General features: G+C 40.8%; 13 protein-coding genes and 3 pseudogenes. 14 read left to right on the top strand and 2 right to left on the bottom strand.

Features of this window, described 5'->3' with window-relative positions:
• Positions 1-51 precede the first annotated feature (51 nt).
• Both rexB and addA read left to right on the top strand, forming a co-directional pair.
• Positions 52-3372: an ATP-dependent nuclease subunit B gene (gene rexB / locus O3670_RS08215; protein ID WP_371595991.1), complete on the top strand. Its 3321-nt coding sequence runs from the start codon at positions 52-54 to the stop codon at positions 3370-3372.
• Positions 3362-7015, top strand: a complete 3654-nt coding sequence (gene addA, locus O3670_RS08210) for a helicase-exonuclease AddAB subunit AddA (protein WP_371595990.1) — start codon at positions 3362-3364, stop codon at positions 7013-7015. Before rexB ends, addA begins: the two co-directional genes overlap by 11 nt.
• Positions 7016-7366: 351 nt before the next feature.
• Here addA and O3670_RS08205 read toward each other — a convergent pair whose 3' ends face one another.
• Complete coding sequence (locus O3670_RS08205; protein WP_002891763.1) at positions 7367-8098, bottom strand: DUF554 domain-containing protein; 732 nt, start codon at positions 8096-8098, stop codon at positions 7367-7369.
• Positions 8099-8372: 274 nt separating this feature from the next.
• Between O3670_RS08205 and O3670_RS08200 the strand changes: the two genes are divergently transcribed.
• The 8 genes and pseudogenes from O3670_RS08200 to O3670_RS08165 all read left to right on the top strand — a co-directional run.
• On the top strand, positions 8373-9104 hold the full coding sequence (locus tag O3670_RS08200) for an ABC transporter ATP-binding protein (RefSeq protein WP_002891761.1): 732 nt from the start codon (positions 8373-8375) through the stop codon (positions 9102-9104).
• Between the two features lie 2 nt (positions 9105-9106).
• Positions 9107-10696: an ABC transporter permease gene (locus O3670_RS08195; RefSeq protein ID WP_073686186.1), complete on the top strand. Its 1590-nt coding sequence runs from the start codon at positions 9107-9109 to the stop codon at positions 10694-10696.
• A gap of 119 nt (positions 10697-10815) precedes the next feature.
• Complete coding sequence (proB, locus tag O3670_RS08190) at positions 10816-11619, top strand: glutamate 5-kinase (protein WP_073686185.1); 804 nt, start codon at positions 10816-10818, stop codon at positions 11617-11619.
• Between the two features lies 1 nt (position 11620).
• Entirely contained in the window at positions 11621-12871 is a 1251-nt protein-coding gene (locus O3670_RS08185) for a glutamate-5-semialdehyde dehydrogenase (RefSeq protein ID WP_073686184.1), read from the top strand.
• A 95-nt stretch (positions 12872-12966) separates the two neighbouring features.
• Entirely contained in the window at positions 12967-13359 is a 393-nt protein-coding gene (locus tag O3670_RS08180; RefSeq protein ID WP_073686183.1) for a DUF805 domain-containing protein, read from the top strand.
• 98 nt (positions 13360-13457) lie between these two features.
• Positions 13458-13874, top strand: a pseudogene (locus O3670_RS08175) (DUF805 domain-containing protein).
• Between the two features lie 16 nt (positions 13875-13890).
• A pseudogene (locus tag O3670_RS08170) lies at positions 13891-14297 on the top strand (IS3 family transposase); the annotation flags it as partial.
• Positions 14233-14486, top strand: a pseudogene (locus tag O3670_RS08165) (IS110 family transposase); the annotation flags it as partial. The pseudogenes O3670_RS08170 and O3670_RS08165, both read left to right, overlap by 65 nt.
• A 350-nt stretch (positions 14487-14836) precedes the next feature.
• On the opposite strand, the gene O3670_RS08160 reads toward O3670_RS08165, so the two are convergent.
• Complete coding sequence (locus O3670_RS08160; RefSeq protein WP_051677073.1) at positions 14837-15817, bottom strand: HNH endonuclease; 981 nt, start codon at positions 15815-15817, stop codon at positions 14837-14839.
• Positions 15818-16053: 236 nt separating this feature from the next.
• On the opposite strand from O3670_RS08160, the gene O3670_RS08155 reads away from it, so the two are divergent.
• The 4 genes from O3670_RS08155 to O3670_RS08140 all read left to right on the top strand — a co-directional run bounded on the left by O3670_RS08155 (position 16054) and on the right by O3670_RS08140 (position 18636).
• A complete protein-coding gene (locus O3670_RS08155; protein ID WP_064523919.1) occupies positions 16054-16461 on the top strand; it encodes a DUF805 domain-containing protein in 408 nt (135 codons plus the stop codon).
• Between the two features lie 99 nt (positions 16462-16560).
• Positions 16561-16959: a DUF805 domain-containing protein gene (locus tag O3670_RS08150; RefSeq protein ID WP_084869549.1), complete on the top strand. Its 399-nt coding sequence runs from the start codon at positions 16561-16563 to the stop codon at positions 16957-16959.
• 141 nt (positions 16960-17100) lie between these two features.
• Positions 17101-17556 (top strand): Wzz/FepE/Etk N-terminal domain-containing protein, encoded by a 456-nt coding sequence (locus O3670_RS08145; RefSeq protein ID WP_073686181.1) that lies wholly within the window; start codon positions 17101-17103, stop codon positions 17554-17556.
• 30 nt (positions 17557-17586) lie between these two features.
• Complete coding sequence (locus O3670_RS08140) at positions 17587-18636, top strand: DUF6287 domain-containing protein (RefSeq protein ID WP_142246488.1); 1050 nt, start codon at positions 17587-17589, stop codon at positions 18634-18636.
• The last annotated feature ends 6 nt before the right edge of the window (positions 18637-18642 follow it).

Genomic DNA, 18642 nt, shown 5'->3' with positions numbered 1-18642 from the left:
TGGCGATTGCTTAGCCTAACAACTGGTGTAGAGACAAGAAAGGGACGTCTTATGAAATTACTTTATACGGATATGTCTCAGGATTTAACAGAAATTCTGACGGAGCAGGCAACTAGCTATGCTCAAAAGGGAAAGAGGGTCTTTTATATTGCCCCTAATGCCCTATCATTTGAGAAGGAGCGTAAGGTCTTGGAATACCTGCCTCAGTCAGCGTCCTTTGAGATTACGGTGACTCGTTTTACTCAGATGGCTAGGTACTTTATTCTCAATACGAGTAACCCAAAAACTCAGTTGGATGATACTGGTCTGGCCATGATTTTTTATAAGGTCTTGTCACATATGGACGATGATGAGCTCAAGGTTTATGGTCGTTTACGCAAGGATAGTAACTTTATTAATCAATTGGTGGACCTTTACAAAGAGTTGCAGCAGGCTAATATGACAGTTCTGGATTTGCAGCATTTGGATCAGGCGGAGAAACAAGAGGATTTGGTAAGGATTTTCAGTGTGGCTCAGAATCTCTTGTTGGCGGGAGATTTCGACAATCAATCCAAACTCAGTGCCTTCTTCAAGGAGATTACCTCAGGCCACCTAGATAAGGCCTTGAGTAACACGGTTTTGGTCATTGATGGCTTTACGCGTTTCTCTGCCGAGGAGGAAGCACTGGTTGCACTCTTGAATGATAAGTGCCACCAGATTGTCATTGGAACTTATGCCAGTCAAAAGGCTTATAGGGCTAATTTTGTCTATGGCAATGTTTATCAAGCTTCAGTGGATTTTCTGAGAACTCTGGCTCAGACTTATAAGGTGACACCTGACTACGTGACGACAGACAAAGAGGGCAATCCTTCTTTTGCACGTATTAGCCGTCTTTTGGAAAGCCGTCATGATTTTAGTACGGTAGATGAGCAGCTGACTGCTCAGGACAAGCAAGCCTTGCAGGTCTGGGAAGTGGTCAACCAAAAGGAAGAGGTGGCTCAGGTTGCCAAGAGTATTCGTCAGTTGCTGGCGGATGGCAAGCGCTACAAGGATATTTTGGTCTTGCTAGGTGATGAGGAGAGTTATAAGCTTCAGGTGGGGCAGATTTTCCGAAAATTTGATATTCCCTATTATTTCGGGAAGGAAGAAACCATGTCTAGCCACCCTTTGGTGCAGTTTGTGGATTCGCTGGAACGTATCAAGCGCTATAATTACCGTGCCGAGGATTTGCTTAATCTCGTAAAATCCGGTCTCTATGGTGGTTTTGCTCAAGAGGATTTAGACCTTTTTGAATATTATGTCAATTTTGCAGATATCAAGGGGCGTCACAAGTTCCTTTCTGATTTCACGGCTAATAGTCGTGATAAGTATGATTTGGATCAGCTCAATACCTTGAGATCACAACTGGTAGAGCCCTTGGACAAGTTGCTTAACAGTCGCAAACAGAAGGGGTCTAGTCTGCTCAAGAAACTTGTGGTCTTTTTAGAGGCTGTGCAAGTGCCAAGTCAGATGGCTAGTTTGACTGCCAAGGCCAGTGAAGCTGAAAAAGAGCAGAATGAACAGGTCTGGAAGGCCTTCACGCAACTCTTGGAGCAGGTTGAGACAATCTTTGGGGAAGAAACACTTTCAGTGGATGACTTTTTGTCTATCTTGCGTTCGGGCATGTTGGCCTGTGATTACCGTACGGTCCCAGCTACTGTTGATGTGGTCAATGTGAAGAAATACGATTTGATTCAACCACACTCTGCTCCTTATGTTTTTGCCTTGGGCATGACCCAGTCACATTTTCCAAAGGTAGGGCAAAATAAGAGTCTCCTGTCTGACGAGGAACGTAGTCGTATCAATGAAGCTACGGATGAACACCGGAGTTTGGATATTGTTACGCAGAGCAATAGTCAGCGGGGGCATTTTGTGGCTATGTCACTTTTTAATGCAGCTAGTGAACAATTGGTGCTTAGTCAGCCACAAATTCTCAATGAGACTCAAGATGACATGTCGGTTTATTTGAAGGAGCTGCTTGACCTTGGTCTTCCTTTGGTTGAAAAGGGACGTAATCGTTTCGAGGCTAAGGGTGACCAGATTGGGAACTACAAGGACCTTCTATCAACTGTCATCGCCCTTAACAGTAGCCATCTAGATGCTGATTTGGACAAGGAAACGCAGACTTTCTGGTCAGTTGCGGTGCGTTATCTCCGTAAGCGACTTGATAAGGACCAAGTCTTGATTCCAAATGTGATTGACGATGTGACGACGACCAAGGTTGATGATCAGGTCATGCAGCTGGTCTTTCCGGGGGAAGAACCACTGAAATTATCAGCCTCGGCTCTGACGACCTTCTATAACAACCAATATCTTTATTTCTTGCGTTATGTTTTGGGGCTTGAAGAGTTGGAGTCCATCCATCCAGATGCTCGACACCATGGGACTTACTTGCACCGTGTCTTTGAGCGTGTCATGGGTGATTCTTCGTCAGAAAACTTCGATGATAAATTGGAAAAGGCTATTGCTCAGACCAATCAGGAACAACCCTTTGAACTTCTCTATACAGAGGACCAAGAGAGTCGCTTATCTCGTCAGATTTTAGAAGATATCGCCCGATCAACTGCCAGTGTTTTGCGTGATAATGCGGCTGTTAAGGTTGAGCGTGAGGAAGCCAAGTTTGACTTGCTTTTAGCAAATAGCATCAAGATTACAGGGATTATTGACCGTGTGGACCGTTTAACGGATGGGGCTCTGGGTGTCGTTGACTACAAATCAGGTAAAAATGTCTTTGACATTCAGAAATTCTACAATGGTCTCAGTCCGCAATTGGTAACCTATCTAGAAGCTCTTCGCCAGACCTATAAGGTTGATGCTGATCAGCTTTTTGGTGCCATGTATCTTCACATGCAGGACCCACAGCTTAACCTAGCTCAGTTTGGTCTGGATAAGTTAGCAGCTCAGGCTCATAAGGAATTGACCTATAAGGGACTTTTTGTGGCTTCAGAAACGGAGCATCTGGCTGGTGGAAACTATGATTTACAAAAGACTGTCACCTATGATAAGGAGGACCTAGAAACCTTGCTTGATTACAATATTAAGCTCTTTACAAGTGCTGCTGAAGTTATTCGAAGCGGGAATTTTGCGGTTAATCCTTATACTGAGGATGGCAAGTCTGTCCAAGGAGATCAAATCAAGGCTATTACTCATTTTGAAGCCGACCGCCACATGGGACAGGCTCGAAAACTCTTGCGTTTACCAAGTAAGGGCAAGAAGGAAGCCTATTTGGAGCTGATGGCAAAAGATGAGGACGATAATGAGATGCAAGTTGCTGAAACTATCGTCCCCTTTCCAGTCACTGATCAAGCTGTGACAGCAGACAACAAAGACCAGGAGGACAACCATGTTGACTAAAGCTTTTTTAAGTCCAACAGAGATTAAGGAACGTATTGACCAAGAAGCAGCTTCTGACAAGGAACGCAAGTTAACACCTGAGCAGATTGAGGCCATTTACAGTAATGGTAGTAATATTCTTGTGTCAGCTTCGGCTGGATCAGGAAAAACCTTTGTCATGGTTGAGCGTATACTTGATATGATTGGACGTGGCGTTGGCATTGACCAACTCTTTATCTCAACCTTTACGGTAAAGGCCGCGGGTGAGTTAAAAGAGCGTCTGGAAAAGCGTCTGACAGAGCAACTTGGACAAGTTGAGACGGATGAAGAGCGTGCCTTTCTTTCAGATCAGATTGCCAAGATTGGGACGGCTGATATTGGAACCATGGATGCCTTCACCCAGAAATTGGTCAATCAGTATGGCTATCTCCTGGGGGTGTCACCTATTTTTCGCATCATGACAGACCCTGCTGAGCAGACGCTTATGAAAAATGAGGTTTATACCGATCTTTTCAATGATTACATGCAAGCCAAGGATGCCCAGCTTTTCCAAAAATTGGTCCGCAACTTCGCTGGAAATGGTAAGACTAGTAAGGCCTTCCGTGATCTAGTTTACGATGTCTATAACTTTTCTCAGGCTACTGCAGGTCCTGAAAAATGGCTACGTCAGAATCTCTTAAAAGGGCAGACCGATGCCAAGCCAGACAAGGCTAAAGTTGAGCTTTTAGAGGGTCTCAAAGATGGCTTGTTGGCTGATTTCTTAGCCTTCTTAAGAGACCATTTAGGCTTAGCTCAGCGTGAATTTGCCAAGGCCAAGTATCTGAATAATGTGTCAGATGCCATTAGCCTTCTGGAGGGAGCCTTGGCCAATGACCAAACCGATATGGAGGACTTGCTCAAACAACTCTTGACTCTGTCAGGAGGGACTGGCTTGACAAATATGACCCGTCCTAAAGACGAGGAACTCAAGGCCTACAAGGAAGCTTACAACAAGACCAAAAATGAGTTTGTGGCCCAGTTGCGTGAGATTGATACCCAACTAACGGTCCTCGAGGTTTTGACCAAGCATAATGATGACATCCTACCTCTGTTAGAGCTGCTTCAGGCCTTTGTGCTTGATTTTTCAGACCAGTATTTACAGGCCAAGATTCAGGAAAATGCCTTTGAATTCTCAGATATTGCCCACTTCGCCATCCGTATTTTGGAGGAAAATCCAGAGGTGGCAGCCAGCTACCGTGACCGTTACCATGAAGTAATGGTAGACGAGTATCAAGACAATAGCCATACCCAAGAACGCATGTTGGAGCTCCTCTCTAACGGTCACAACCGATTCATGGTGGGAGATATCAAGCAATCCATCTATCGTTTCCGTCAGGCGGATCCTCAGATTTTTAATGGCAAGTTCCAGCTTTTCCTTGAAAATCCAGATGCAGGTAAGCTGATTCTCCTTAAAGAGAACTTCCGTAGCCAATCTGAAGTTCTTGATGCGACCAATGGTGTTTTTAGCCACCTCATGGACCAGGAAATCGGGGACATCCTCTATGACAAGACACACATGTTGGTAGCGGGTAGCGAGAAGCAAAAAGAGCCTCATCCTGAAAATGAGACTGAGGTTCTGATTTACAATAGTGATGAAGCAAGTGTGACTCCTGACGAGGAAGGTTCTGATCAACCTATCAGTAGTGGTGAGATTTCCTTGGTTATCAAAGAAATTATCAGTCTGCATAAGCAGGGTGTACGTTTTGAGGACATTACCCTCCTAGCACCAACCCGCAACACCTATCTGGACTTGATGGCAAGCTTTGAGGAGCACGGAATTCCCTTGGTTCCTGACGAGTACAAGTCAAGCTACCTAGAGTCACTAGAAGTTATGATTATGTTGGATACCCTTCGTGCCATCAATAATCCTCTTAATGACTATGCCCTCGTTGCCCTCCTTCGTTCACCGATGTTTAACTTCAACGAGGACGACCTGGCTCGGATTGCTGTCCAGGCTGACAAAGGACAATTCTATGACAAGCTTCTTGCAGCTCATACTAAATCAGGACTTCATCCAGAAGTCGTGACGCAAGGACTGGAGGCCAAGTTGACTCTCTTCATTGAGACTCTGGCAGATTGGCGTGATTACAGTAAGTGGCACTCGCTCTATGACCTCATCTGGAAGATTTACGACGATCGTTTCTATTATGATTATGTCGGCAGTCTTCCACGAGCTGAGCAACGCCAGGCCAATCTCTACGCCCTTGCCTTGCGTGCCAATGCCTATGAAAAGACTGGCTTTAAGGGACTTTCTCGTTTTATTGGCATGATTGATAAGATCATTTCTAGCGGTAACGACCTAGAGGAAGTGACAGACTTGGTTCCCAAAAATGCCGTTAGCCTTATGACTATTCACAAGTCCAAGGGACTAGAGTTCAAGTATGTCTTTGTCTTGCAGATGAATCGCAAGTTCATTGGTCACAGTAGGGATGGACTAAGTGGTAAGTATATTATCAACCGTGAAAAAGGACTTGGCATTAAGTACCTAGCTGACCTTAAAGACCAGATAAACACCAATTTGCCCAAGTTAAATGTTGTTCTAGAGACCTTAACCTTCCAGGAAAATCGTAGGGAAGAGCGTCGAGCAAGTATCTCAGAAGAGATGCGTCTGCTCTATGTTGCAATGACTCGTGCAGAGAAAAAACTCTACCTGGTTGGTAAGGGTAGTAAGGAAAAATTAACCCAGCAATTTGGCACGGATGTCGAAAATAATCGCCTACCAGTAGCTCTACGTGACCAAATCGCTACTTATCAGGATTGGGTTATGGCTTTGGATACCGCCTTTATGAGAAAGGATCTCAAGTTTACTGTTCGCTTTGTTGAGGCTGAGGAGTTGACGCCAGAGGCTATTGGTCAGGTTCAAGTCAAGGCGGCAGTAAATGCTGATGATTTATCTAACAATCGCCAGACGGAAGACATTAAGCGTGCTCTAACTGTCTTAGAAAGTGTTGAAAAACTCAACCAGCTTTATGCACCAGCGATTGACCTACCATCTGTGCGTACGCCGAGCCAGCTCAAAGCCTTCTACGAACCTGTTATGGATACCGAAGGGGTGGATATTATGGATAAGAAAGAGGAAGTGCAACCTCTTGAGACTACCGCTACCTTTGAGCTTCCAAATTTTGGGCAAAAACCTAAGGTCACTGGAGCTGCAGTTGGTTCTGCTACCCATGAACTCATGCAACGCTTGATTCTTTCTGATACTGTGACCCTCCAAGATTTAACACAGGCATTGAGTCGGGTATCGGCAGATGATCAAGTTAAGTCGCGTGTGCAGTTAGAAAAGCTACTAGGCTTCTTTGACACCGAACTTGGGAAGCTCATTCTAGCTAACCGTGGTAAGTTGCGTCGGGAAGCACCATTTGCTATGTTGGCAGAAGATCCCGCTAGTAAAGAAGATTTTGTCGTCCGTGGTATCATCGATGGCTACCTTCTTCTTGAAGACCGTATTGTCCTCTTTGACTATAAGACGGACCGCTTCACTCATCCTAGTGAACTTAAGGAACGTTACAAAGGTCAAATGAGCCTCTATGCTAAAGCACTCAGCCAAGCCTATCAAATAGATAAGATTGATAAATACCTTATTCTCCTAGGTGGAAAAGACTTGGAAGTCGTAGAAGTATAAGCTATAGCCTAACCATTCTTTCATGGTGAAAGAGTGGTTTTTTGTGTCTTAATCCCACCAAAAAAGACCGGTGTGCACACACCAGTCTTTTCGATAGATTTCCATCAGTATTGTAAGTTCGTTAAAATATTAGAGGATGGAAATAGTTATGAAAAAAAGTATCTTGTAGGTTGCTTAGGCCTACAAGGGCTATTATAACAAACTCATCTTAGTCTAAACAAGGTTAGAAAAATTAGAATTAACTGCCACAAACATTACTAGTTTTTAATAGTTAGGATCCATAATAGCAATAAATAGAGATAAAAACCGTCAGCATGAGACTGACGGTTTTAGTTTATTTTAATCCTAATATCAACTAATCAAAGGAACCACCCAATTGACCCAGGCCCAGGAAATAGGCATAACCAGAATCATGGCTGGAATCATATCTGCTGTTGGGAATTGACGCAGTTTCATAATACGAAAACCGGTCGCAATCATGAGGAAGCCCCCGCAAGCCTTAAAGTCTCCAATCATGGCTTTTGTTGTTAGAGGGAGAATGAAACCAGCACTCACAAAGAGGAGGAAGAAAACGATAAATTGTGGAATGGCAATCATGGAGACGATGTAGCCTAGACTACAAGAGAAAATCATAGCCGTAAAGAAATCTAGGATAGATTTAGAAATTAAGATAGAAGCATCGCCTGTCATCCCAGACTCAAGACTCCCGTAAATTCCTGTACCACTCGCACAAAAAAGGACGATAACTGTCAAGAGCTGCGCATAAAATTCATCGTGAGCTAACCCTGTTTGCTTGCTTGGTGTAATCTTGGACAAGCCTTTTTCCATAAGTCCAGCTCCCTTGTTGATGAGGTTTCCAAACTTTAGGGCCAGCCCAATGATGGTACCGATAACTACCGCAAAGATAACCGCAGGCATATTAACCATATTCATAATAGCGCTAATCCCCATTACCATAGAGGCTAGACCAAAGATAAGGTTAAGATTTTCCTTGAAATCGTCTCTGAGATAGTCCCCGAAGAGCCCTCCAGCGATTCCTCCTAAGATAATAGATAGCGAGTTGATGATAATTCCAGTTGGCATCAGTGATTTTCCTCCTATTTATTCTAAATACTATAAGTTTAGCATTATCAAAGATCGAATGCAAAATTGTCTCGTTTTTACAAACGTTTTCTTGAAATTGTACCTTTGAAATGATACAATAAATGAAAAGATAAGGAAATAGCCTTATCTAAATCTATTGCCAGTGTTCCTAGAGTATTGTCCATAAAAGACAAGGCAATAACTCTAATTTATAATCTAATATAAAGTTTAAAATGAGACTATTGTTAAATAGATTCTCAAGAAAGGATAAAAGATGATTCGTTTTGAACACGTAACGAAACGTTATGAAGATAAGGATGCTCTCTCAGATCTTAACCTCGAGATTCGAGATGGGGAGATTTTTGGTCTGATTGGTCACAATGGGGCTGGTAAGACCACGACTATTTCCATTTTGACATCCATCATTGAAGCTAGCTACGGTGAAGTTTACGTCGATGATATGGCCCTCAGCCAACATCGTGATGCTATCAAGAAAAAAATCGCTTATGTGCCAGATTCACCAGACTTATTTTTAAATTTGACTGCTAATGACTATTGGTACTTTTTGACACGTATCTATGATTTGGAAGCTAGTCAGGTTGAGGAACGTTTGACTAATCTTATGGCTACCTTTGACTTGACGGAAAGTCGCTATAACCTCATTTCTTCCTTCTCTCACGGTATGCGTCAGAAGGTTGTCGTTATCGGTGCTCTTCTGGTTAATCCGCAGATTTGGGTTTTGGATGAGCCTTTGACTGGTCTGGATCCACAGGCATCTTATGATTTGAAAGAAGCCATGCGTAACCACGCTAAGGAGGGTAATAGTGTGCTCTTTTCAACCCACGTTCTAAGTGTAGCTGAGCAGCTCTGTGATCGTATTGCTATTTTGAAGAAAGGAAAACTCATCTTCCAAGGGTCTCTAGCGGAACTTAAGTCTCAGTACCCTGACAAGGATTTGGAAACTATTTATCTGGAAATGGCTGGACGTAAGATCGAGGAGGTGTAGTCATGAACTGGAACCATGTTTGGGAGCTTTTTAAAATTAATCTCCTCTATGCAAATCCTCAAGCAGTAACTAACCTACAGAAACGTCAGGAGAAAAAGAAAAAGGCTAATTTCTCCATCGTTAATGCCATGCTTAGACAACAACTCTTGATTTTAATTATTTTTACGGTTGTATATAGCTATCTTTTTGTAGGTGTCGATTATAAGGCCAATCCTGGAGTCTTAACCCTATATCTTTTGACATTTTCAATCATGGGGCTTCTCCAGACTTTTACGGCTCTCTATAGTACCTTTTACGATAGTAAGGATAGCAAGGCATATCTGCCTCTTCCTTTAAAGCCATCAGAAGTCTTTTTGGCCAAGACCTTGTCAGGTTCTATGGTTGGGATGACCTTCATGGTACCTATCCTTAGTCTTCTCATTCTAGCTTACTGGCAATTTATTGGCCCACTGGGGATAGTCGTGGGGCTGCTATCCTTTATCGTTTCTCTCTTTATCAATCTCGTTTTTTCAGTGATTCTGTCTAATAGTATTGGAACGCTGATTGTTCGCAGTTCTCGTCAAAAGCTCTATTCGACTATTTTGATGACCCTGTCAACCCTATTGATTATGTTCCCTATCATGATGGTTGGTTTTCTTAATGGTTATATTAAGGGTGCTGGACATATTGATTTTCCTTTATTGCCTTATCTAAGAGGTTACTATGATGTGGTAGCTGCTCCTCTATCTCCAGAGGCTCTACTAAATTTTTATCTTCCTCTTATCTTAGTGCTTATCTTGGGCTTTTGGTTTTATAAAGTCAGAATGCCTCGTTATTTCCACGAAGCCATTTATAACAAAAAGGCTAGAAAGACTCAGGTAAAAGTTGTTACTCGAAGTCAAAGACAGGTCTTGGTTCGCCATCATTTATCTACTTTGGGAAACTCAACCCTCATTATCAATACCTATGTGGTACCAGTATTATATATGATCATGCTGGGTGGAGGTGCGTTCTTTTTGAAAGACTTAGGTCCAGACTATTTCGGGCTCATGCTTTTAGTCGGAATTGCCTTTGGTTTCTTTTCAGCGCAACCAACAAGTTTTCTTGGGGTGGCAACTTCCTTAGAAGGAACAAACTTTGACTTTATCCGTAGCCTGCCAATCAATACGGGTGACTATCTTCGTCAAAAGTTTTGGATTTTCTATGGCTTGCAAGTCGGTGTATCCCTCTTACTAGGAGGACTTGGTTTAATATTCCTTGCACATCTCCATCCTATTTTGGTGGCAAGTTTCGCTCTTGGTTTTCTCGTAACAACCTATCTTGTAGGTGGCTATTTCTTTGAACGTGACCTTAAATTATTGGAAGTGAATTGGCAGGAAGTCACTCAGCTCTTCAATCGGGGTGGCGGACAGTGGCTCTATATGGGTATCTTTATTCTTACAATTTTCATCGCTGCCTTGCTAGGAGGTATTGTCTTCTTTGCAAGTAAGTTCTGGATTGCCCTAGTAGTCAACGTTATAGTATCTGGGCTTATAGCTTTAATTGCCCTAATCGTTTATCTTTTTGTTGATCGCAGACGTTGGAAACGTATTAGAGCCATGTTTTTTGCCTAGAACAAACTGTTGAAAGAGTCTCTCCGATTGGAGGGATTCTTTTTTACTGAAAATCCTTAATATGTAAACTTATGCATTATATATGTTAAAATACCTGAATTTAGTGTATAATCATAAACATGAAACGAAATTTTGACTCAGTAAAACGCCTGGTTATCAAAATCGGGACTAGCTCTCTGGTTTTACCATCAGGGAAAATTAATCTTGAAAAAATCGATCAGCTAGCTTTTGTTATTTCTAGCCTGCATAATAAAGAGATTGAGGTTGTCCTCGTATCCTCTGGTGCCATGGGCTTCGGGCTCAATGTCTTAGACCTAGACAAGCGACCGGCTGAAGTCGGTAAGCAACAAGCTGTCTCAAGTGTAGGTCAGGTGGCCATGATGAGCCTTTATTCTCAGGTATTTTCACATTACCAAACCAAGGTATCTCAGTTGCTTTTGACCCGTGATGTGGTCGAGTATCCTGAGAGTTTGGCCAATGCCATCAATGCCTTCGAGAGCCTCTTCAAGCTTGGAGTTGTTCCAGTTGTTAATGAAAATGATGCTGTCAGCGTAGATGAAATGGACCATGCGACTAAGTTCGGAGACAACGACCGCTTGTCAGCTATCGTAGCTAAGATTGTTGGTGCTGACCTACTCATTATGTTGTCAGATATTGATGGGCTCTTCGATAAGAACCCAAATGTCTATGAGGATGCGACCCTTCGTAGCTATGTCCCAGAGATTACAGAGGAAATTATAGCCTCAGCTGGTGGTGCCGGTAGTAAATTTGGTACGGGTGGTATGATGAGTAAGATTAAGTCAGCTCAGATGGTTTTTGAAAATCAAAGCCAAATGGTTTTGATGAATGGTGAAAATCCACGTGACATTCTTCGTGTCCTAGAAGGAGCCAAAATCGGTACACTCTTTAAACAGGAGGTCTAATATGACATATATTGATACATTGGGCCAGCAGGCCAAAGTGGCAGGTCGTCAGATTGCTAAATTGTCAACAGCAGCTAAAAACGACCTTTTAAATCAGGTAGCTAAAGCTCTAGTAGCTGAGAGTGCCTATATTATCACTGAAAATGCTAAGGATATGGTCAATGCCAAGGAAAATGGTATTTCAGAGATTATGCAAGACCGCTTGCTCTTGACGGAAGACCGTATCGCAGGGATTGCTGAGGGTGTCCGTCAGGTGGCAGATCTTCAGGACCCAATCGGTCAAGTAGTTCGTGGCTATACGAATCTGGATGGTCTCAAAATCGTTCAAAAGCGTGTTCCTATGGGTGTTATCGCTATGATTTTTGAGAGCCGTCCCAATGTCTCAATCGATGCCTTTAGCCTTGCCTTTAAAACCAATAATGCTATCATTCTTCGTGGAGGACGTGATGCCATCAATTCCAACAAGGCCTTGGTTACAGTAGCCCGTAAGGCTTTGGAAAATGCGGGTATCACAGCAGATGCCGTTCAGCTGGTTGAAGATACCTCTCATGAGGTAGCAGAAGAACTTATGGCGGCGACTAAGTATGTAGACTTGCTCATCCCTCGTGGCGGAGCCCGTCTCATTCAAACGGTTAAAGAAAAAGCCAAAGTTCCAGTCATTGAAACGGGTGTTGGTAACTGTCATATTTATGTGGATAAATATGCTAACTTAGATATGGCGACACAGATTGTCATCAATGCCAAAACCCAACGACCAAGTGTTTGTAATGCTGCAGAATCTCTCGTTGTTCATGCTGATATTGCGGAAGACTTCTTGCCTAACTTGGAAAAAGCTATTTCAAAAGTTCAGGCTGTTGAGTTCCGTGCGGATGAAAAGGCTTTGAAACTTATGGAAAAATCCGTACCCGCTTCACCAGAAGATTTTGCGACAGAGTTTCTTGACTATATTATGTCTGTTAAAGTGGTAGATAGCCTTGATGAGGCTATTGGCTGGATTAACACTTACACGACATCGCATTCAGAGGCTATTGTGACTCAGGATATCAGTCGTGCGGAGCAATTCCAAGATGATGTTGACGCTGCAGCTGTCTATGTTAATGCCTCAACCCGCTTCACAGATGGATTCGTCTTTGGACTGGGTGCTGAAATCGGAATCTCAACCCAAAAAATGCACGCCCGTGGCCCAATGGGACTTGAGGCCCTAACCTCAACCAAGTTCTATATTAATGGCCAAGGTCAAATTAGAGAATAAACCATCAAGCTCCATGAAGGAGCTTTTTTAGGTTAGTTTGCTAGACAACAGGCCTTCTGATATACTGGTGGTATCAAAAATGAGGAGCTTTTGTCATGTTTAGAGCTTATAAAAAGTATTGGATGGGCTATGTCGATTTTACAGGACGTCCAACTCGCTCAGAATATTGGTTAGCAGTTCTAGCAAATACTATAGTAACTATCATTTTATTTAGCATAGTTATAGTTGTAATTGTTTTTGATAGTCCCGATAGTCCTTACCATGTTATTCTCAACTTACCGTATCTGCTTGTAATGACCTATTTTCCTGCTAGCTTTATCCCATCCATTTCCCTTCAGGTACGTCGCTTGCGCGATGCAGGCTATCACTGGGCCTTGATTTTTTTACGTTTTGCCTTTGTTATAGGTGATATCGTTCTGTTGGTTTTGTCTTGTCAACCCACAAAAGTAGAATTTCCTTTCAAACAGTTCAATAATTCACAACAATAATAATGACTTAACAGCCTTGTAGGCTGTTTTTTAGTTGATTTGTCAATCTTCCCTTCTCTTGCTATACTGGGAGTATCATAAAAAAGGGGGATTTTATTATGATTGAAGCCTACAAAAAATTTTGGAAGGGCTATGTAGATTTTAAGGGACGTTCAACGCGTTCAGATTATTGGCTTAATGTTCTTGCGCAATGCTTGGTTTATTTATTGTTTAGTTTCTTACTCATACTAATCATGATTTTAGGAGGAGACTCCTCTACGTATATATCTGATCCATATAGTTTCCAAATGATTTTGGTCTATATTGTAGTGTTAGGAATAGGAGTCTATGCGTTGGCCTCACTTGTACCATCCATTGCAATCATAGTACGTCGTTTATGAGATGCAGGTTACCACTGGGCCTTGATATTCCTATCGCTAATTCCATATCTTGGTGGTTTTATTATTTTTATCTTAACCTTACAACCAACAAAGGTAGAAGTAGCGTTTAATAATTTCAATAACCCACAGCAATAAAAAGTTTTTATAGTTTCCTGTTTTAGATGGTTTTAACACTGAACTTGGTATAGATGAAAGTTATGTTTAGAACAGGCCTTTATAGAGAGACCAGGAGATTGCTATTCTCCATAGTGAGTAGGGATGGCAATATTCTCACCAGTATCATTATCAATTTATAGAGGATAAAGGATTCAACCATCCATGTCACGCAAGTGGAATAGCCTAGACAAGGGTATGGTGGAGTCCTTTTTTGGAATTTTGAAATCGAAAATGTTTTATTGTCATGAGAAGGTGTCTAAGTCACTTGAGCAATTGAAACAAGTTATTGTAGAATACATTGATTATTATGATAATAAGTGCATTAAGGTAAAACTAAAACTTTCTAGCCAAGGAACATTTCATCAAATGTGGGAATCCCTCTGCCAGAAAAATTCTCTTTAAGTGCATTCTTAACATAACTTCAGATAGCTACACCAATCCTTGTCATATCGCAGACTTCTGTGAGAAACGGAAAAGACAATCGCAAGTGACTTAAACCAAACCACACACGATTGCCTCTATACATCGTCTTATTATTACCTCATAATGCACAACAAACTTTACGATTATACTTCTACCCAAAATCGGTAAAATTGTTTATACCATATTATTGTAACGCCTTATCAAAAAAATCACCAGATAAGGTGTTGATTAGTGTACATTTTTTACACTAATCTTTAGTTCAAAAAAGATAATTTCCTTAGTTTGACTATGGCACTCAAACTATTTTTCATCAAATACCTTGATAAACTTGACAAATGGTAGAAAATGACTTAGTCCTGTACAATACAGAACTAAATCATTTATTTAAATATTTTTGTCATATAAAAATTGTGAATTGTGGGAGATGAGACATCAGCTAATACTTATCTATAGACAATATATATAAAGGAATCAACAAAGCAATAATAACTAACGTAATAATACATCAAATACCTATTTTATATGATTTTGTTAGATTTTGTTCGATTGCATTTCCAACACAATGTTTGTAAGTTGTCTTTAGTAGATAAGCCACCTTTTGAAATAGGGATGATATGGTCAACTTCTAAAAGTAAAAGGTTTTGCTGAGCGACAGAGGCATAACAATTCTGGCAGGTATAATTATCGCGACGTTTAATAAATTCACGTAATTTTTTTGTCATTAAAGAACGCTGCGCTTTTGCAGTCTTGCTACGCTTAATATTATCATCAATATATTCTATAAGTGCTTCGATAGTAATGTCGTCAAGTGTGATAGTTGTTCGTTGTGAGCTGTTTCCCCCCGCACTAACATATTCAAAAATATATTGTGGAAAATAAAAATGAATTTTTGGAATATTTACTTCTAAATGTTTAAGTAATTCATCACGATAGTATTTTTTTATAAATTTAGGAGGATTGAAATCTGCTTCAATTTGAGCTAGACGCATGTCTAAGTTACTTTTCGCATTTGTAAAACGTGATACTACTTCACCGATATCCTGAATGCGTTGGAGATTCTCTTCATTAGGTTTGAAATCAAAATATTTACACAAATACTTTAAAGGCTCTTCAGACGCTTTTCGAACTACTGCTAGCGAAGCGTGGTGAACATTACTAGACAGCGTTTTCTGATGTCGATTACGATTCATATTATGCACGCTAGTATTTTGATAAGTAGCTAGGTTAGAATATTTATATCGATCTGCTTGACTTGCTCTAAGACTGATTTGATCAAATGAGTTTACATAATTAGATATTTCATTATATTCAGAGATTGTATCAGCAAGTGCCAGTTTATGGGCTAAAAAATTCGGACTCTTAAAATATCGAACTTTCCTAATATATCTAATCAATCGATAAAGACTATAAATTAAAGCCCCAATTAAAATATACGGAAATGCTGAAATTACTAAGAATAGCATTATAAAAGAAAGCATGATGTATCCTAAAACCTTCATTATATCTCCTAATTAAAATTTTTTTTACGTTGAGATTTACCAAGAACAATTATGAAAACTAATGGTATATCAATTATTATAGTTATGCAATTATTCTAATCTATTTTATATTATCTGTCAAATTTATTTTAAATAACAAAAAGTTAAAAAAGCCTTATAGGCTGCTCCTTAGTCAATTTGCCAGAAGACCGGTCTTTTGGTATAGTAGTATTATCAAAAAATGAGGAGATTTTATTATGATCGAAGCTTATAAGAAGTTTTGGAAGGGCTACGTAGATTTTGAGGGACGTTCAACACGTTCAGATTACTGGTTTGCATATTTGGCAAATATGTTAACTGTCGTTGCTTTTTATGTGTTGTTAGCAGTATTTGGAGGAATTGCAGGTGCAACTGATTCAAGCTTTTTAGCTGTTATTTCACTTATCCTACTACTTATCTTTTTTGCCTATGGTATTGCTGCGTGTTTACCTGGTATTGCTGTAACTGTTCGTCGTTTGCGTGATGCTGGCTACAATTGGCCGTATATTTTTGTTGCATTTATCCCATTTGTAGGTGGTATTATCTTAATTGTGTTGTTGTGTAAACCAACTAAGGTTGAGTATCCATTCAATAACTTCAATAACTTCAATAATCCACAGCAATAATAATGACTTAACAGCCTTGCTAGGCTGTTTTTTAGTTGATTTGTCAAGCTCCTTTTCTCTTGTTATACTGAGAGTAACATAAAAAAGGGGGATTTTATTATGATTGAAGCCTACAAAAAATTTTGGAAGGGCTATGTTGATTTTAAGGGCCGTTCAACACCCTCGGATTACTGGTTTGCATATTCGGCACATGTATTGATTTTCTTTGCTTCTTATTTGCTCCTAGCAGTGTTTGAAAGAATGGATTCTGAAACAGGATCAAGCGATTTATTTACTATTGGTGTTATTTTACTACTTATCTTTTTTGCCTATGGTGTTGCTGCGGTTTTACCTGGTATTGCTGTAACGGTTCGTCGTTTACGTGATGCTGGCTATCATTGGGCATATATTTTTATTCCTTTAATCCCATTTGTCGGTATTTTTATCCTTATTTTTTTACTATGTCAACCAACAGAAGTAGAAGTGCCATTGAACAACGTCGATAACCCACAGCAATAATGACAATCAACCAACTCTTTGAGTTGGTTTTTCTAATGTCAAAAAAGTTTTATGTTAATGTTGCACATTTTAATATTTCTGATATAATCTTATCTGAGACTAATCAATACTAAAATATAATTTAAGAAATGTGAATAACTTATGAAACTATTTCGTCACTTGAAAGAAAAACGTTACCTTATTTTGACATTTACCCTACCAGCTATCCTTTTGGCTCTGGCTATCGTCTTTTTGCAACCTGCGCAGAATCATGCTAAGGTCCAAGTTAAGGTGGGGACTAAGCAATCATCATCAAGCAAACCCAAGGCTTCATCCAAGTCATCGAGCTCAAGTTCGTCGTCATCTTCTTCAACTTCAAGTGAGTCTTCAAGCGAATCATCGTCAGCAAGCTCAACGGTAGAAGCAGCTAGTCAGACAGAAGCAAGCTCAACTCCTGCGGTAGCATCGGCGCCAACGCCTTCTTCAGCACAAGAGGCTTATCAAGCGCCCCAGTATAACTATGTGCCACCAACAACTTATACAGAGTCACATAGTGAGTCTTCAAGCTATACAGTACCTGCCTACAGCGCAGATGTTAGCTCTGGAACAACAGAATAAGGGTTAGAGAAAAGGAATTTAGGATTAGAAATGAAAAATAAAGTTTTAGCATTAGTGACAGGATTATCTAGTTTAGTCCTATTAGCAGCTTGTTCAAACCAGCAAAATGACATGATTTCGACGACTTCATCTTCATCAGTAGAGCAGTCACAATCAAGTAGTAGTGAAAGCTCTAGCACGAGTAATAGCTCAAGCTCTAGTCAGGAGAAAAAGGTAGATACCTCTGCCTATGATAGCATCATTAGTAAGTACCAAACGGCCGTGGCCAACAACCAAACGGATGCCTCACTTAATTCTCTCATTGTGACCTATGCTAATTCTCAAACAAGTCCTGCCTCAACGGTCTATACTTATCGTGATTTGGATGGTAATGGTGTTGATGAGTTGATTCTTGCTTTTAAGCCAGGTAAACTCTTTAAAGAACATGTGATTACGGATATTTACACTATCTCTAAGGATAGTGGTCAGGTGATTCGTCTGACAGAAGGTCCACAACTGGGCATGTTGGGTGAGCGTATGACATTGGCCTACCTCATGGATGACACCTTTAGCTACTATGGTAGTGCTGGTGCTATGGCTGGTGGAGGTTCTGGCTACCACTTTAGTAGTGATGGCCAGTCTCTTGTAAAAGATGACAGTGATTCGGGTGCAGACAAGGTTGATCTCTCTAATTGGGGTTGGAAGGACCTGAGCAGCGCCTCTACTAGTAGCTCTAGCACAGCGTCACAAACGCCAACAAGTTCATCAGCTCTTAAGCCTGATGAGCTCAAAAATGGCAATTACAAATCAGCTGTAGGAACATGGAAATCTTCAAATGGAAAGACCATCATCATTACTTCGGATGGACAGTTGGATTTCTGGGGCTATACTTATCCTATCGACAAAGTCTCACCGAATCAGTATGTGTCTGGTATATATACCTTAACTTATGTTGATTCTAGTCCAGTTGGGAATACTCCAATTCAGCTTTGTCCTAAGGGAGTTAGTGATGCAAGTGATGCGGGAGATAACAGTAAGGACCGTATTCTAGCGACGAATGGAGTGCCATCTGAGGAAAGCTATTTTTACAGAGTGGATTAATCTTAT

Source organism: Streptococcus sp. 27098_8_74, assembly GCF_041431705.1.
Lineage (GTDB): Bacteria > Bacillota > Bacilli > Lactobacillales > Streptococcaceae > Streptococcus > Streptococcus salivarius_E.
This window is presented reverse-complemented; position numbering and strand designations above follow the sequence as displayed.

Coding starts and splice junctions, on each gene's coding strand:
- rexB (WP_371595991.1), top strand. CDS start 52: ATGAAATTACTTTATACGGATATGTCTCAGGATTTAACAGAAATTCTG.
- addA (WP_371595990.1), top strand. CDS start 3,362: ATGTTGACTAAAGCTTTTTTAAGTCCAACAGAGATTAAGGAACGTATT.
- O3670_RS08205 (WP_002891763.1), bottom strand. CDS start 8,098: ATGCCAACTGGAATTATCATCAACTCGCTATCTATTATCTTAGGAGGA.
- O3670_RS08200 (WP_002891761.1), top strand. CDS start 8,373: ATGATTCGTTTTGAACACGTAACGAAACGTTATGAAGATAAGGATGCT.
- O3670_RS08195 (WP_073686186.1), top strand. CDS start 9,107: ATGAACTGGAACCATGTTTGGGAGCTTTTTAAAATTAATCTCCTCTAT.
- proB (WP_073686185.1), top strand. CDS start 10,816: ATGAAACGAAATTTTGACTCAGTAAAACGCCTGGTTATCAAAATCGGG.
- O3670_RS08185 (WP_073686184.1), top strand. CDS start 11,621: ATGACATATATTGATACATTGGGCCAGCAGGCCAAAGTGGCAGGTCGT.
- O3670_RS08180 (WP_073686183.1), top strand. CDS start 12,967: ATGTTTAGAGCTTATAAAAAGTATTGGATGGGCTATGTCGATTTTACA.
- O3670_RS08160 (WP_051677073.1), bottom strand. CDS start 15,817: ATGAAGGTTTTAGGATACATCATGCTTTCTTTTATAATGCTATTCTTA.
- O3670_RS08155 (WP_064523919.1), top strand. CDS start 16,054: ATGATCGAAGCTTATAAGAAGTTTTGGAAGGGCTACGTAGATTTTGAG.
- O3670_RS08150 (WP_084869549.1), top strand. CDS start 16,561: ATGATTGAAGCCTACAAAAAATTTTGGAAGGGCTATGTTGATTTTAAG.
- O3670_RS08145 (WP_073686181.1), top strand. CDS start 17,101: ATGAAACTATTTCGTCACTTGAAAGAAAAACGTTACCTTATTTTGACA.
- O3670_RS08140 (WP_142246488.1), top strand. CDS start 17,587: ATGAAAAATAAAGTTTTAGCATTAGTGACAGGATTATCTAGTTTAGTC.